Annotated in this window: 5 protein-coding genes; 4 read left to right on the top strand and 1 reads right to left on the bottom strand. The window is 62.4% G+C overall.

Annotated features, from left to right (window positions below; all coding sequences use genetic code 11):
• The first annotated feature begins 21 nt into the window (after nt 1-21).
• Nucleotides 22-1137 carry an OpgC domain-containing protein gene (locus DYL59_RS01775; protein WP_135287609.1) on the top strand — a complete coding sequence of 372 codons (1116 nt, stop codon included), beginning with the start codon at nt 22-24 and terminating at the stop codon, nt 1135-1137.
• 69 nt (nt 1138-1206) lie between these two features.
• Nucleotides 1207-7719, top strand: coding sequence for an NEL-type E3 ubiquitin ligase domain-containing protein (locus tag DYL59_RS01770; protein WP_135287608.1), 6513 nt, complete (start codon nt 1207-1209; stop codon nt 7717-7719).
• A 3-nt stretch (nt 7720-7722) separates the two neighbouring features.
• On the opposite strand, the gene DYL59_RS01765 is transcribed toward DYL59_RS01770, so the two are convergent.
• Nucleotides 7723-9141: an amino acid permease gene (locus tag DYL59_RS01765; protein WP_135287607.1), complete on the bottom strand. Its 1419-nt coding sequence runs from the start codon at nt 9139-9141 to the stop codon at nt 7723-7725.
• 292 nt (nt 9142-9433) lie between these two features.
• On the opposite strand from DYL59_RS01765, the gene DYL59_RS01760 reads away from it, so the two are divergent.
• Both DYL59_RS01760 and DYL59_RS01755 read left to right on the top strand, forming a co-directional pair.
• Nucleotides 9434-12547, top strand: a complete 3114-nt coding sequence (locus DYL59_RS01760) for a transglycosylase domain-containing protein (protein WP_135287606.1) — start codon at nt 9434-9436, stop codon at nt 12545-12547.
• A gap of 98 nt (nt 12548-12645) precedes the next feature.
• A complete protein-coding gene (locus DYL59_RS01755) occupies nt 12646-17484 on the top strand; it encodes an NEL-type E3 ubiquitin ligase domain-containing protein (protein WP_135287605.1) in 4839 nt (1612 codons plus the stop codon).
• The last annotated feature ends 44 nt before the right edge of the window (nt 17485-17528 follow it).

The following is a 17528-nucleotide window of genomic DNA, read 5'->3' as shown; positions in this document are numbered from 1 at the left end:
TTTGTACAAGAGCCCGCTGCCATGCTGAACGGACGCGACCCGCGCATCGATTTCTTTCGGGGCCTGGCGTTGATCTTCATTTTCTGGGATCACGTCCCCCACAACCCCCTCGGCCAGATCACCCTGCGCAACATCGGTTTCAGCGATGCGGCGGAGGTCTTTGTGTTCCTGGCCGGCTTTGCTTCGGTGATGGCCTACGGCAAAGTCATGCAACGGGAAGGCTACTGGATGGCCTGCCTGAAAATCCTGCGGCGCACCTGGGTGCTGTACGTGGTGCATATCTTTTTGCTGGCGATGCTGATGGGCATCGTGTTTTTCGCCAACAGCCATGTGGAAACCCGAGACCTGGTGCAGGAAATGGGCATGACCCACTTCATCACCCACCCGCAACAAGCCTTGCTCGATGAACTGTTGCTGCGCTTCAAGCCCAACCTGATGGACCCCTTGCCGCTGTACATCGTCTTGCTGGCCAGCCTGCCGTTGGTGCTGCCGCTGATGCTGCGCAAGCCCCTGCTGGTGGTGCTGGTGTCGCTGACGGTGTACCTGCTGGCGCCGTGGATGGGCTGGAACCTGCGGGCCATCGAGGACGGCGTGTGGTATTTCAACCCAGTGACCTGGCAGTTGCTGTTTGTACTTGGGGGTGCGGCGGCGATTCGCAGCCAGCAGGCCAAACCCGTTGAAACCCGGCCGCTGTCGCGCCAGCCGTTGTTTATCACGGCAGGGGTGTACGTGTTGGTGGCCGGGATTCTGACCCTGTCGTGGCGTTGGCCCCAGATTCATGATGCGCTCATGCCGTCGGTGATCAGCGACCTGATCTACCCCATCAGCAAGACCGATCTGTCGCCGCTGCGCCTCCTGCATTTCCTGGCCCTGGCGTATGTCACTGCCAAGCTGCTACCGGGCGATGGCTGGACGCGAAACCCAGTGTCTGCCCAGGTGTGCCGTATGGGCCGCTACTCCCTGGAGATCTTCTGCCTCGGGGTAGTGCTCGCGCCCTTGGCCGACATGCTCAACGCCATGGCCGGCGATGCCCTGGCCATGCAATTGCTGACCGCAACGGTCGGTGTGCTGCTGATGGCTGCACTGGGTGCCTGGCTGGAGTTGAACAAGCGCTTGAATCAGGCCAGCGCTAAATAGGTAGCGCCCTCCATAGTCGAACGGATGGTTCCATTTCCTTCCACGTATCCATGTGAAAGGAAATGGTCCATGCCCACCCCCTCCCCCCTCAACGGTCTCTCAGGCCACCTGCAGTCAAGCGATTCATGGGGCCAGCAACAGGCCCTGGAACTGTTACGCCAGATCCTCACCCAGTCGATGGCTAGCCTGACCCCCACCCAACGACGCGACTATGTGCGCCTGCAACGGGAGGCCATCGACGCGCTCAAGGCAGTCGAAACAGAAAACACAACCCAGGTCGAACAGTTCAAGACCCGCGGCCTGGCCCTGCTGCGCGGCAAGCTTGGCGGCCTGGACCCGGAAAACATCTTCATCAACACCCGCTACCTGGAAAAGCTCGATACCCCCCCGCCCTGGGAACCGCGCAAAAGCAGCATCGCCGGGTTGACCCAATCGCCGCGCTTTCGCCGCGCCGTGGATGAATGGAAATACCGCGCCCACGTCTCAAGGCTGTCGTTGTGGGAAGCCGCCTGCCTGAATTTCGACTTCGCCACCGGCAACCCGCAACAGTCCGGGCACAGCTATGTCGACGCGTCCTACTTGACCGGCGTGGACGAAAAACAGCTGAGCGTCAGCCAATTCATCGCCATCTGCCGCGAACTGGACCTGGGCGGCAAACTGCACATCGGCTTGGCCGCCACCCTGGGCACAGGCGGCAGGCTGCACGGTTTGATCGAAACCAGCGCCCGCGCCCACCTGCGCTTCGAAGCGCTGGAGGCCTACCGCAACCGTGCCAGCAGCGGCGTCACGCAGGCCATGTACGAAGCCCTGGTGGATGCCATCGATGGCAAAGGCCCCGCACTGCCCTTCGACACCTTGAGCATGGACATCGACCGCACCCTCCTGCCCGCGGTGCCATTCACGACCTCCGGCACCAGCGTCCCGGTACCGTTGCTGCTGATCCATGTGGGCAGCCTGGGGGTGGTGTCCTATTTTCCATTCCGTCCTGGTGGCGCCATGCGCTATGACGTGGATGCGCAACGCGCCGGCGCGCAGTTTCTGGATGACCTCAAGACCAGTCACGCAGCAGGCGACCTGGGCTGGTTCTCCCGGCAGTTGCCCATCACCGAGATCAACCAGTTCAGGGACCTGCTGCGCGAGGAGCCGCGCCCCGAAGGCCTGAGCCTGGTGGCAGGCTACCTCTATGACGGTTTTCACAGCCTCTTCCCGCCCAAAACCCTGGAACACATCCGCTTCGTCCTCGACCCCAAGCCGGCGCGCGCTCCAAGCCTTGTACAAGCCCTGACTTATCGGCAAATCCGGCACTACCAGACCAACCTCGGCATGCTCGCCACTCAGCGTTCGGAGCGCGACTTGCAGGGCGTCATCGACGGGGCGGCGGCCATCGCCACCGAGATCATGGAACTGTTGATGACCCCCGTGCCCGGTGGCGTAACCGGACTGAATCGATTGATGCAGTTGGTGGTGTTCGGCAACCTGGCCTACAGCCTGATCATTGGCATCAACGAGGCCGCCAAGGGCCAGGCCAGTGATTTCGCTGCGGCCATGGCCGATGTGGCGGACCTGGCCATCAATGGTCTGTTGATCTCCACCGCCGGCCGCGTGCATCGCCAACGCATGGAAGGCCTGCTGCAACGCCTGGGCGGCCCGCGCAAAGTCGCTCGCAGTGACGGCACCTTCGATCTGTGGAAACCCGACATCGCGCCTTACGCCATTGCCAACCAGAGCCTGCTCGACGGCCAGATGCCCAACGCCCAGGGCCTGTATTTGATCAACGGCGGGCAGTACGCGCGCGTGCAACAAGGCTCGTTGAACGTGGTGGCACAAGTCACCGCCAACCCCAAGACCCTGGGCTTCGTGCTCAAACGCAAAAATGGCGACGGCTTTGCCGCACCCGTGGTGTTCGACCCCAAGCTGCAAGCCTGGGTATTGGACCTGCATGGCGCCGGCCAACTCACCGACGCTCAACTGATCGGGCAAATGCTGCCTAACGGCGAAGCCCCAGTGCCCGCCGAGCAAGTGCGTAACCTGCTGCGCAGCACCGCCGTGCCTCGCGCCACCCTGGACAAGATCTGGGCCGGCGAACCGCCGCCGGTCAACCTGGTTGAAGCCAGCCGGCGAGTGCAGGTTGACCGGGTCATCGAGCAACTGAGCAGCGGTTTTCATCGCAGCGGTTCGATGCCTGCCCATGCCGGCAGTGCGGTATTCGGCCTGCTGGTGCAACTGCCGGGCTGGCCCGCCATTGCGGCCATCCATGTACACGATCAACAAGGCCAGTTACTGGAAAGCCACGCGGCGAACGACAACGCGACGCACGCCATCAACCTCAAGCGCAAGGACGACGGCACCTACATCGCCCTCGACGCGCCGGCCACCACCGTGCCAACCCAGGAAGCGCTGTTCGAGCTGATCATCCGCCAGCAGCCCACCAACTCCACCCTTGGTAAAGAAGGCAGCCCCCATCTCAACGAGGCCCAGCGCATCGCGCGTCTGCGCCTGCAAATCAGCGCCCTGGCGAGCAAGGAACGCATTGTCTTGTTCCGCGCCCTGACCCGCTACGCCGGCCAGGCCCGGCACCAGGTCCCGGACAACGATCCGGCGCGGTTTTTCGTGCCGGTCAAGGCCAGCATCGAAGGCCTGCAAGTCACTCCCCTGCTGAGCAAACTGCAGGCCCAATTCCCCCCCTTGAGCCCGGCCAACCTGTATCAGTTGTTGGAAAAAACACCCCTGGACCCTGCGCAGCAAAGCGCCTATCTCAAGGACGCGAGCTTGCCGGCCCACGTGCGCGAACACCTTGAGCAACACCGCACTGCGTTGCGTATCGACGCCGTGATCGACGGCCTGTACCACCCCCGTGCGTTCAGCCACGACACCGACCAGTGGGCACGGGAGTTCACCACCAGCCTGCTGCTGGAACGTCTGAATCGTCATTTCACCGTCACCGAGATCGTCAACGGCCAAGCGCAAAACCGCTACCAGAACACCGGCCCCGATGACACCACCGTCGAACTGCTGCACTACGGCGACGGGCGCTATGAAGCCTATGACATACGCAACGCCGGAGCGATCCCGGTATCGCCGGCCGTCGACAGTTTTTACCTGGCCATCGCCTCGGTGCTGCACCCCCACGAACGCACTTTGCTCGGCATGACCTCGGCCAGCGACGCCCAGGGCTTGCGCAACACCTTGGGTGACCTGATGAGCGAACGCCGCAGCCCTGCTGGCCTGGTGAGCCTGCTTGATTACTCTCTGGGCCAGTACCAGCAAAACCTGATACTGCCCCTCGACCTGCAACCCAACCCCGAAGGTTTGTACGATTGGGAGGGCAACCAACTGCTGCCCCTGTACGGCGCGTTCTACCCAGTGACTTACGATCAGAGCGTGCGCAAGTGGCGCCTCAAGCACCCGCAAAAAGTCGGGGTCGATACCCCACGCCTTGAACACAACCGTCACGGCGCCTGGCGCCTGGAAAGCGAAAATTCGCTGGCATGGGATGACCATCACCTGTTCTCACGCCTGGGCAGCGTCGACTTCAACGTCGACCAACCGACCGCCGCGCGCATCCTGAAAGTCACCGACACGCCCACGCGAGCCCTGCGTGAAGTGCATTGTGCCGCGCTGCCACCGCCCCCCTTGCTCAAAGACAGCAGCAAACGCTTTGGTATCGAGCGTCAGATCCTGCATTTCATCAAGGCCATGACCACCTATTCGGCCACTCGCACCGCGCGGCCCTCCCTGCAATTGCTGCTGGTGTGCGGGCTGCCCCAATGGCCCCGCAGCCATGTGCTCGAACTGCACGATGACACCGGTCGCACCGTCGCCCATTACCCTGCGGCCAACGCTGCCGCACCGCAGAAAGTCCGGCTGTCCCAGCAGCAGAGCCGCAGCCTGGAGCCGCTGACCCATCTTGTACGTGACGACGCACTCACCCGCGCCCTGCTCGATGAATTGCCCAAGGGCCAAGAGGAGCGCTTGTTCAAACTGGCAAAAAAAATTGCCGAACATGCCTACCGCGAACGTGACCAACTGTTCGACACCCTGTATGCCCAGAGCGAGCGCAGCAGCAACGCCCTGCACAACCGCTTGCGCGGTCATTTCCCACAGTTACCCATCAGTGCCATCCAGGCCCTGCTCGACCACGCCACCCCCAAGGAGCAGAAACAACTGAGCGACAAGGACCAAGTGCCGCTGCGTCTTAAGGAACAGGCCAGGCTGACCGCCAATGACCTGCGCCTCAATCGTGCATTCGAGGGCTTGTACCTGACCACCTTGAGCAACCCCGACAGCGAAAAAATCATCCTGCATGCACTCAAACTGGTGCCCGGCTGGCCCAAGGATCTACGGGTCGACATTCATCAAGGCAGCGCCACCGGCCCCTTGCTGGAAAGCGCCGGCTACCTGACGGGCAGCCAACGCAAAATCCTCGCGCGGGTCGACGGGCGTTACCAGGCCTACGATGCCGAGGGCAAGCTGATTACCGCTGCTGGGGATATCACCACCGATTTGCTCACCGCCCTGTGGCGCACACTGAACGACAGCCAGCTCACCGCCATTGGCCTGGACGACAGCGGCGACCTGACACCACTGCGCACCAGCATCGCCGATCTGGCCCTCAACCAACGCGTGGCCATCAAAGACCTGCTGGGCTTGCCGCACATCCCCTATTGGCTGCAGCCACCCATGCCCGTGCACAGCACCTTCACCGCCTACCCGTTCAGCCTGCGCGATCTTTGGCCATTCGGCGGTACCCAGGCGGCGGACCTGGTCAACAAGGTCCGCGAGCTTTACCCAAGAATGAGCCGGGCCGATGCCAGCCAATTCATCGACTCCCTGAATATGAGTGAACCGGCGGCACTGCTGGAGCTGGAACGGCGCAAAGCGGAATACCAGGCCCTGGAATTCGGCCTCGATCGTTGGGCGAACACTGAGTCCGACATCGATGCCAATGACCCACTGGGCCTGAACCTTGGGCGACGACGGCTGGCAGCGCAGCAGATTCTGCGCGCCTGGCGGCGCGAGACACGGCGGACAATCTACGGCGGCTTGTTCGATGCCTATGGTCTTGAACTGCAGCTGGACGGCAATAACCTGCCGGATGCGGACTTTATCCTGGGCACCCGAGGCTTCGCGCATATCGAATACCTGAAGATATCCGGCGACGCCTTCACGCCCGCAGGCAACGACTTCCTGGGCAAATTCATTGGCCTCAAATCGCTGCGGCTGGACTGCATGCTCACCGAAATGCCCACCAGCGTCACCGATATGCTGCAACTGGAGCAGCTCGACCTGAGCGACAACAACATCACGCTCACCGAAGACTCACGGCAGAGATTGGCCGGCATGACGCACATGGAAGAGTTGAACCTGAACGGCAACCCACTGGGCTTGACGCCGGACGTATCAGCTATGCACCACTTGCTCAATCTGAGCCTGCAGCAGACCGGTATCAGCCAGTGGCCCATCGGCGCCGAACGCCTTTCCCATTTGCACAGCCTGCTGCTACAGGAAAACCAGATCACCACCGTCCCCGAGGCATTGCTCACCAATGCCGCCATGCGCATGGCCAATCGCGGCACCATCTTGCATGGCAACCCGTTGAATGCCGCCACCTTGCAACGCTTGACCGAATACCGCCTGCAAACCAATACGGTGCTGGGCGGCACGATGCCAGGCACCTTGCATGTACAGCCGACGCCGACTGATTTGAATGCCTGGCTCGAAGGTGTGCCCACACGCGACCATGCACAACGCAAAACGGTGTGGGAGCAACTCCAGAACCATGAGGGTGCCAGCTCCGATGATGTGTTCCGCGTTTTGCGAGACCTGACCCTGGCCCACGACTACAAAACGCCCGCAAGGCGAGCGACGCTGGTGACGCGGGTGTGGCGAGTGATGCACGGCATGGCCGAATCCCACGAACTGCGCGAGACCATATTCCTCAACACCTACCTGGCAGGCACTTGTGGCGACGGCGCCATCCTGGCCTTGAGCAATATGGAAATCCTGCACCGCCAACACCAGGCCATGGAGCGTCCCAACTCCAACCAGGCCAACCGAGATCTGCTGGCATTGGCCGAGGGCCTGTTTTACCTGCGCAGCCTGGACCGACTGGCCGACGACCACCTGATTGCGTTGCGCAACGAGCGAGGCCCGCAAGGACAGGAGCCGGATGACGTGGAGGTCAAACTGTACCTGCGCCTGCACTTTCGCGAAGCCTACAACCTGCCGTTGCAGCATGAAGAACGGCTGTACGCACCGGGTAACGACCTGACCAACCAGGCCCTGGCTCGAATCACCCGGGCAATGGTCGCATTGAAGGCCACCAACGGCGCCGCGAACTCGGTATTGATGGAGGAATTCTGGATCAAGTACCTGGCACGCAGCCTGCCGGAGCCCTTCGCAACCGTCGAGGAGGTGACGCGCTACAAGCTCGAAACGCTGAAACAGGAAGTACCCGACACCCGCTCCATGGATTATCAGGAGCGGCGCCAGTCCATCAAGGAGGAAAAAGAAGCCGAGCTCAATCGCCTGGTCAGCCAGTTGACCCGCGCGGCCCAAAGTGGCGCGCAACGGGCCGATTGAGCCTCACAGCGATTGCGCGGCGACCTGGTCTGCGTTGGTCGGTTGCAGCTTGAAGACGTAGAACAGCACCGTCAGCAACACCAGGAAGGCAGGCCCCACATACAGTGCCACACGGGTATCCGGGAAATACGCCATCAGGCCCACCACCAGCACCAGGAATGCCAGGGCCAGGTAGGAACTGACCGGATACAGCCACATGCGGTACTTGAGCCCTGCCTGTTCGGCCGGGCTCAGGCCTTTGCGGAACTTGAGCTGGGCCAGCAGGATCATCAGCCAGGTCCAGATCGCACCGAAGGTGGCAATGGAGGTGACCCACACAAACACCTGATCCGGCACCAGGTAGTTGAGCAGCACGCCCAGCAACAGGGCGAAGATCGACAACAGCAATGCCTTACGCGGCACGCCATTGCTGGAAGTGGTGCCGAAGGTGGCCGGGGCCTGGCCGTTCTGCGCCAGGCTGTAGAGCATGCGCCCGGTGCTGAAGATGCCGCCGTTGCATGAAGACAGCGCGGCGGTAATCACCACGAAGTTGATAATCCCGGCGGCGGTCTTGATGCCCAGCCGCTCGAAGGTCATCACGAACGGGCTGCCCTGGGTGCCGATTTCATTCCACGGGTAGATCGACAGAATCACGAACAACGCTCCCACGTAGAACAGCAGAATGCGCCAGAACACCGAGCCGATGGCGCTGGGAATGGTCTTCTGTGGGTTGCGTGCTTCACCGGCGGTGAGGCCGATCATCTCCACGCCCAGGTAGGCGAACATCACCATTTGCAGAGACATCAATACACCCTGCACACCGTTGGGCATGAACCCGCCATGGGCCCATAGGTTGGAAATACCCAGCGCCACGCCGTCGTTGCCAAAGCCGAATGCAATGATGCCCACGCCGCCGATGACCATCGCAATGATGGTGACGATCTTGATCAGCGCGAACCAGAACTCGAACTCACCGAAGGCTTTTACCGCGATCAGGTTGATGGTACCCATGCTGATCAACGCCGCCAGGGCCCAGATCCAGCGTGGCGTGTCGGGAAACCACACGCCCATGTACACGGCGACGGCGGTGATCTCTGCAACGCAGGTCACCAACCACAGGAACCAGTAGTTCCAGCCCGTGAGAAAGCCCGCCAACGGGCCGAGGTAATCCTGGGCATAGCGGCTGAACGAGCCGGCGACGGGGTTGTGCACCGCCATCTCGCCGAGGGCGCGCATGATCACCAGGATCGCCAGGCCGCCGATGATGTACGACAGCATGATCGCCGGGCCGGCCATTTCGATGGCCTTGGCCGAGCCGAGGAACAGACCGACACCGATGCAGGCACCGAGGGCCATGAGGCGAATGTGCCGTTCACCGAGTTCGCGTTTGAGCGGGCCGCCTTGAGCGGTCTCGCCATGGGGCAGTGGGTTGCCGACTGGCATAAGGGATACAACCTCATTTTGTTATTGGAGTGTCCGCCATAGGCAAGCAGGGCGGGGCGTGCAGTATAAAAAGCCGGGGTCAGGGCGTTTCACTATAAAAACGAGGCAATTTAGTGAAAGCACCCGATAAAAACTGATTTTACAGGAGCATATTACCTACCTTGCGCGACGAAACGTCGCAACGCCTCTTGTGCAAACATCCTACAAACAAAACAGAATTCCCTCACAAACAGCCCCCAGCGACTAAGCTTGCAGCAAGTCCGATCAATCTGCGTGCAGGGATCAATCGACTATGGGCGCACTGTGGCAAACCGAATCGAGCAAGGCTGCGAAAGTACAAGGCAGTTCGGACCCAGCGCCTTTACCCAAACACAAACCCCGGCCTCGCTACGGGTTGCGGCTGTTCGGGTTGATCGTGTTGCTCGCGCTGATTGCCTTGGGTTTGGCGGCCAATAAAGAGATGCGCACCTCACGCCTGCAGGCCCAGGAACTGAGCCGCCTGGCCCGCGACCTCACTTACCAGGTACAGCCCGGTGCCAGCGATGCCATGGTGTATCCCGGCGCGGGCCCATTCGATCGGCGCCTGGGCTACAGCGACCTGGGGACCTTCCTGCCACGCTTGCTCAAGCGCGGTTATGTGATCCAGGCCCAGGCGCGCTTCTCGCCCGAACTGATGGACTACAGCAGCCAGGGCCTGTTTGTGCCCTATGCGGAAAAGATCCAGGCGGGGCTATCCATCACCGATTGCCGTGCGGTGCCGCTCTATCAATACAACTACCCGCAACAGCTGTACGACAGCTTTGCCGCAATCCCCCCCCTGGTGGTCAACAGCCTGTTGTTTATCGAAAACCGCGACCTGCTCGACCCCGCCCAACCCCAGGCCAACCCGGCGGTGGACTGGCCGCGTTTTGCCAAGGCCGCGTGGTCGCAAGTGGCCAAGCTGTTGCACCTGCCGGGCCAGAGCGCCGGCGGCAGTACCCTGGCCACCCAGTTGGAAAAGTACCGCCACTCGCCCGATGGCCTGACCCTGTCGGGCGGCGAGAAACTGCGGCAGATGTTTTCCGCCGCCGTGCGCGCCTACCAGGACGGCCCCGACACCCTGCCTGCACGCAAAAATATCCTGCGCGACTACCTCAACAGCGTGCCGCTGTCGGCCGTGCCCGGGCATGGTGAAGTGCACGGCATGGCCGAAGGTTTACGGGTGTGGTACGGCGCCGATTTCAACCAGGTCAACCAGGCGCTGCGCGGCCCTGTGAACGCAGAGCAAGGCCTGGCCCTGCGCCAAGTATTGTCGTTGATCATCGCTCAGCGTAGACCGTCCCATTACCTGGCCAAGGGTCGCAATGAACTGGCGCAGCTCACCGACAGCCACCTGCGCCTGCTGGCCCAGAACGGTGTGATCGAACCGGCACTGCTCAAGGCCGCCCTGGCGAGCACAGTCACTTACCGCGACTGGGTGCAACAACCCACCGTGCAACCCATCGAGACCAACAAAGGCATCAGCGTGGCCCGCAGCCGCTTGGCCGCCCTGCTCGACCGACCGCTGTACGACCTCGATCGCCTCGACCTGTCCGCCACCTCAACCCTGAACGCCGAACTGCAAGGCCAGGCCAGCGCCTACCTCAAGCACCTTGCCGACCCGGAATACGCGCGCCAGATCGGCCTGCTCGGCGAGCGCCTGCTCACGCCTGCCAGCACCGCGCAGGTGCGCTACAGCTTCACCCTGTTCGAGCTGACCCCCGACGGTTCGCGGGTGCGGGTGCAAACCGACAACACCGACCAGCCCTTTGACATCAACGAGGGCAGCAAGCTGGAACTGGGCTCCACAGCCAAATTGCGAGTGCTCACCACCTACCTGCAAATCATCACCGAGCTGCACGCCAAGTACGCCGCCCAAGCCCCCGCCGCGCTGAGAAAAGTCGTGGTGGACGACCAGGACCGCCTGAGCCGCTGGGCCCTCGACTACCTGATTCAGGCCCCGGACACCTCCCTGGCGAAAATGCTCGACGCGGCGCTCGACCGCACCTATTCGGCCAGCCCCGGCGAGCGTTTTTTTACCGGCGGCGGCCTGCACACCTTTCACAACTTTCGCAGCCAGGACAACGGCCGCAGCCCTACCCTGCGCGATGCCCTGCGCGAGTCCATCAACCTGCCGTTCATTCGCCTGATGCGCGATGTGGTGCGCTATGTCACCTACTCTGGGGAAAACAACAGCGCCGAACTGCTCAAGGACGACAGCGACCCGCGTCGCCAGGAATACCTCGCCGGGTTCGCCGACCGTGAAGGAACGACGTTCCTGCGCAAATTCTGGAAGAAGTACCAGAAGAAAGACACCCAGGCGCGCCTGGAAACCTTCCTCGACAGCCTGCGGCCCACGCCGATTCGCCTCGCGGCCGTACACCGCTACCTGCTGCCCAATGCCAGCCAGGACAGTTTCAATCGCTTCGTACGCGCCCACCTGACCGGGTCCAAGAGCAACGAAAAACTCACCGACGAGCGCCTGGAAAAACTCTACACGGCGTATGGCCCCGGCACTTACGACCTGCCCGACCAGGGCTATATCGCCAAGGTGCATCCGCTGGACCTGTGGCTGCTGGGCTACCTGCTCAACCATCCCGACGCCACCTTCAGCGAGGCGGTCAAGGCCAGCCAGTTCGAACGCCAGGAGGTCTACAGCTGGCTGTTCAAGAGCCGACATCAAAGCGCGCGGGACAGCCGCATCCGCACCATGCTGGAGATCGAGGCATTCCTGGATATTCATCAGCGCTGGCAAGCCGTGGGCTACCCGTTCGACCACCTGGTGCCGTCACTGGCCACCGCCATCGGCAGCTCGGGCGACCGCCCCGCCGCGCTGGCGGAGCTGATGGGGATCATCCTCAACGACGGCGTACGCCCTCGGGTGTTGCGCATCGACAGCCTGCATTTTGCCGCCGATACGCCCTATGAAACCCAGGTGGTCAACGACCCCACGCCGGGCAAGCAAGTGCTCCCGGTGGAAGTGGCCAGAGCCTTGCGCGGCGCTCTGTCGCAAGTGGTGGATGCCGGTACCGCCAAACGGGTGGCCGGCAGTTTCAAACTGGCCGACGGCACACCGCTGGCCATGGGCGGCAAGACCGGCACCGGTGACAATCGCATCGAAGCCATTGGCGCGGGCGGACGGATCCTCAGTTCCAAATCCATCAACCGGACCGCCACCTTTGTGTTTTATCTGGGCGAGCACCACTTCGGCACACTGACAGCCTTCGTACCTGGGCAGTCCGCAGAACACTTCACCTTCACGTCGGCACTGCCGGTGCAGGTTCTCAAGGGCATGGCGCCGATCCTGTTGCCCTACCTGCAGCCGGGTGAACAGACCCAATGCCTGCCCACGGCCTTACCTGTTGCCGGGGCAGGTTCCGATAACTAGCGCCGGGGGGCCTCTGTGAAGGTCTAATTATCTAATCCCAGCAATAGATCCACCGTCCCTAGGCTGATGACCTTGTCCCCGATTCAAGGTCATCCGCCATGCCTAAAGGCCCGCACTACCCGCTGATCCAACGCAACCTGCCCGACTGGCTGCACGCCACCACCTGGCCTCGGGCACAGGCGTTGAGCCAGGTACCGCTGACACGCCTGCCCACCCTGTTGCGCACCGCCGACCAGGACCACGCCCCCATCAAGGCCGCCAACGCGCGAGCCTGGCGCGCACAAAACAACGTCGACAAACGCCTCGCACAACTGCAAGACCTGCACGCGTTCGCGGCGCCCTTGCTCACCCGTGCACTGCAGCAACGCTACGGGCTCGACCTGGATGTGCGTGCCACGCATCTGTTTTTGGTGATCGCCAAGGGCACGCTGCTCAAGGGCAGCACCAGCCGCACCCTGTCGCTGCTGGAGGCGGCGCTGCAAAACTTCGCCAGCGACGAAACCTTCACCGACAGCTCCAGCTACATCACCCGACCGGATGCACGCGGCCACTTCATGATCGAGGCGCACAAAGAGCACATGAGCATCGCGCAGTTCGTCAGCCTGTGCCGCGAACTGGACCTGGGTGCGCAGTATGCGCGGCACTTGCAACAACACCTGCTAGATGCGCCTGGCCTGCAGTCCGAGGTGATTGCCAGCCAGCAGGCTGCCCTCGACAACGCGTCGCACCTGGCCTTGCTGCAGGGTGATATCCCGCCGTCCACCTTTCACCTGCTGCAGCGCACTGTAAAAGGTGAACGGGGTGTGATGCAGTTTTACCGGTTGGGCATGCAAGACACGCTGCTGACCGGCATCCTGATGATTGCTGCCGACCTGGACCAGGCCAGCACCGTGGTGCCGGTGGTGGTGTATATCCCTCACGACCCCAACGGCGCGATCCAGACGTTTGCCAGCACCCAAGCATTGCGAACGGCGCTGGTGGAACGTTTGAAAGCCCCTGCCTATCGCCAGTTTTTCAGCCAATTTGTCGACCATCCACAACGCGCGACTTTTTTTGGCAGCCTGCAACAGCGCCCGACTTTTTCCGCCGTGCGTATCGACGGCGACTTATGGCCACAGCTCTACCAGGCGGCGTTGAATAAAATCCTCAACGATGGCCGCGCCCTTGCCGTCTCCACCGCCGATGCCGACCGCCGTGCACGTTGGGCCTGGTGGGATTCGCTCAGTCAAACCCTGGAGGGCGTGCTGAACGTGGCGCTGCTGGTCATCACTCCGTTTGTGCCGTTGCTGGGTGAAGTGATGCTGGCCTACACCGCCTACCAACTGCTGGATGAACTGGTGGAAGGCGTGGTCGACCTTGCCGAAGGCCAGGCACTGGAAGCGGCCGGGCACTTTGTGGGGGTGGTCGGTGACGTGGTGCAACTGGCTGCGTTTGGTGTCGGCGGCCAGTTGGCACAATCGGCGTTCGTCAACGGCCTGCACGCGGTCGAGGTCAATGGCAGGACGCGCCTGTGGCACCCCGACCCGCGCCCCTACCAGCAAGCGCTGCAACTGCCCGCCGATTCCCGTGCCGATGCCCTGGGGTTACATAGCCACGGCGGGCAAAAAATCCTGCCGCTGGACGGTGCGAACTACGCGCTCACATTCGACGCCGCCAGCGGTGAACACCGCATCCAGCACCCCAACCGCGCCGACGCGTACGCTCCCCCCATCCGCCACAATGACGGACCACGCGCTTGGGATGACCAGCGCCGCCTGCAGGCATTAGGACCGTTCGATACAACAGCACACGAACAGATTCTGCGCACCAGCGGACTCGACCATGACCGCTTGCGCGCTGTTCAGGCCGACGACCAACCGGCACCGCTGCTGGACGACACCCTCAAACGCACTCGCCTGCAGCAGCAAGCCGCCGAGTTACCGCAGAAACTGCGGGCCGGCGAACCGGTGGACCACGACACCTACTGGAGCCCACACATCGCCCGCGAGCTGCCGGGCTGGCCCGAGGGTCACGCGATACTGGTGTTTGAAAGCAGCAACCTGAGCGGCGAGCACCTACGTTTTGGCGAACCAGACGCGCCCCATACCCTGGCCATCAGCCGCGACGACCTGAACCTGGGCCGGCTGCCGGAGCGCCTGGTGGACTTCCTCGACGAGCAGCCGTTGACCACCCTGCTCGGCACCCTGCCCGAAGGCCGCGCGGCGCAGACTGAAGCCCTGCGCAATCGCATGGCCGATCAACTCGCCCAGCGTCAGGGTTCGTTGTTCGCCTACCTTTACCGCCACAGCGAAGACCTCACCAGCGAGCACGCCCTGCGCGTGCGCCAAGCCTGCCCCGGCCTGCCGAAAAGTCTCGCAGAGCACGTTGTCGCCCAGGCGCGGGCGGACGAACTGGCGATCATGGACAGCGAAAAGCGCGTGCCCCTGCGCCTGAAAACCATCGCCCGTGAACTGCAGGTGCAAGCCCATGGTGCCCATGCTTACCAGGGTTTTTACCACCCTCACTTGTTTGGCCCGGCCACCGAACAAATGGTGCTCGACACCCTGCGCGTATTCAGCGACAACCTGGCCGACAGCCGCATTGAGATCCGCCAGAACACCCCCATTGCCACCCTGCGCGCCAGTGCCGGGCCAGAGCTGGCAAGCCGGCAACGGCTGCTGCTGAAAACCGATGGGCTCTACGCGCTATACGATGACCAACTGCATCGCCTGCAACCTGCCATGGATTTTTTCGCGGCCCTGCACCAAGCCTTGGCTGCGGCCAAACGCAACGCCTTTGCCAATGGTCCTGCCCTCAAGGCCTGGGTGATGGACAACCTGCGCAGTACCGATGCGCGACGTACTGTGCTGGCAGAGCCACCCAGCAAACCACGCCTGCACACGCAGCATCTGCTGCAAAAACCCATGCACGGTGTACAACACTGGAGCAGCCGCCTGTTCCCCGGCACCCTTGAACAGCGAGTCAAGGCCTTGTACCCCTACGCCGAACCAGAGGTGATAGCCACCTACCTGACCACGCTGGAAGACCCACTGCAACGGCAACGCTTCGAAGCCCGAGAAATCGAAAAAACCGAGTTGCAGGCGGATCTCAGCAACTGGATCAACGCCGCCCCTATGGACGAGCCCCCAGGCCCAGGTCATCAGCGTGCTTACCTGGCCAAGGCCCTGCTGCGCACCTGGGAAGAAAACCTCGACGCCGACGAAACCGGCATCCGTCTGAACCTGCAAGGCGTGCGGCTGACCGGTCTGCTCGACAACCTGCGCCTGCGCGCCAACTTCAAGCATGTGCTGCACATGGAATTGATCGATGCCCAACTGCTCAACAGCGACATGCGCTTTCTCGACAGCTTCCCGCAACTGATCAGCCTGAACCTGCGCAACAATCAATTGAGCCAGGTGCCCACGGCCTTCACGCGCATGACCTCGCTCACTCATCTGAGCCTGGAGAGCAACCCGATTCTATGGCACGCCGACAACCTGGAAAAAATCAGTGGCCTGACCCATTTGCGCCAGTTGTCCCTGGCGTACAACCGCCAACTGACGCAGTCGCCGGATGTGGCACGCTGGCCGCACCTGGAAGCCCTGTCCCTGCGTAACACCGCGATCAACGATTGGCCTACTGGCCTGTTCGAGCGATCCAGGCCTTGGGGGTTTTACCTGGATGTGCAAAACACCGCGATCAACAGCCTGCCGCAGTTTTTGCCATGGCAACCCGAAGCCGAACTGCTCGCACGGGCGCGCCTGGACCGTAACCACTTGAGTGCAGAAGCCGAACAGCGTCTGGTGAGTTATCGCCTGGAAGCCGGCCTGGACCCTTATCGCAGCTACCCACCCAGAGGCGATGCCGGGTTCTGGCTGGAACAGGAAGAGCCCCACCACCGCCCCTGGATGCAGGCGCTGTGGAACGATGTTGAGGCCGAACACGGCTCCCAAGGCTTTTTCGAGGTCATCAAAAGCCTGGAACCCTCAGCGTTTTTTGAAGAGGCTCAGGACGCCGCGCAGTACGAGCAAAGCCGCGGCGACCTGACCGACAAAGTCTGGCGCATGTTGCTGACCATGGAAGCCGACAGCGACCTGCGAGCGCGGCTGTTTCAAATGGCAAGCAACCCGGTGACCTGCGCCGATGCCGGGGCGCATATCTTCAATGCGATGGGCCTGGAGGTGCAGTTGGTGGAGATCGACCGCGACCTGCGCGGCGCCCTGCGGGAGTTGAAACTGGCCCACCTGGCGCGGGGCAAGTCGCGCCTGGACCGCCTGAACCGCGCCGCCCAGGCCGACATCCGCCAGCGCATCAAACCCCGGGAAGATGGCGGCCAGGGCCTGCGTTTCAGCACCGAGGTGATTGACGGTGTGCCGGGCACGGTGGATGAAGTGGAGGTGTACCTGGCTTATCACACCGGTTTGAAAACCCGCCTGAAACTGCCATGGGTCGCGCCCTACATGCACTATCGCAGCACCGCCGATGTCAGCCCCATCCACCTCAACAGCGCATTCGACACGGTCATGCGCGGCGAAGCCAGTGACGGGCTGGTGCAGGGCATGCTGGGGCAGCCGTTCTGGGACCGCTACCTGCGCACCACCCATGCGACGCGGTTCCAGGCCAGCCTGGCGCGCGCCAACGAACTGATCGACCCCCTCGACGATTTGCTGTTCGCCCAGAACCAATGGGCCAACGCCGACACCGCCGAACGCGAGCGCCTCAAGCCGCGCCTGCTGGAACTGGCCGACGCACTGAACGTGCCCCACGCCGAAGTGCTCAGCGGCCAGCCAATGAGCAGCGAAGCTTACGAGCGCATCCTGGCGGCGGGTTTTACCGAAGAGGTGCCCAGCGAAGCCGCCCTGGCCAGCAACTTGACGCGCGAGGTGTTGCACAAATTGGAGGCTTATGAGGCCTCAGCAGACACGACCGCCGGTCGGGAGATATTGCCACAGCAATAAGATATATCTTACGTTATATCTAGACACACACAGAGGCTCCTACC

It is taken from the genome of Pseudomonas kairouanensis, from assembly GCF_004682055.1.
Lineage (GTDB): Bacteria > Pseudomonadota > Gammaproteobacteria > Pseudomonadales > Pseudomonadaceae > Aquipseudomonas > Aquipseudomonas kairouanensis.
Note: the sequence above shows the minus strand (reverse complement) of the source record. Positions and strands in the feature narration are given on the sequence as shown.

Coding starts and splice junctions, on each gene's coding strand:
- DYL59_RS01765 (WP_135287607.1), bottom strand. CDS start 9,141: ATGCCAGTCGGCAACCCACTGCCCCATGGCGAGACCGCTCAAGGCGGC.
- DYL59_RS01755 (WP_135287605.1), top strand. CDS start 12,646: ATGCCTAAAGGCCCGCACTACCCGCTGATCCAACGCAACCTGCCCGAC.
- DYL59_RS01770 (WP_135287608.1), top strand. CDS start 1,207: ATGCCCACCCCCTCCCCCCTCAACGGTCTCTCAGGCCACCTGCAGTCA.
- DYL59_RS01760 (WP_135287606.1), top strand. CDS start 9,434: ATGGGCGCACTGTGGCAAACCGAATCGAGCAAGGCTGCGAAAGTACAA.
- DYL59_RS01775 (WP_135287609.1), top strand. CDS start 22: ATGCTGAACGGACGCGACCCGCGCATCGATTTCTTTCGGGGCCTGGCG.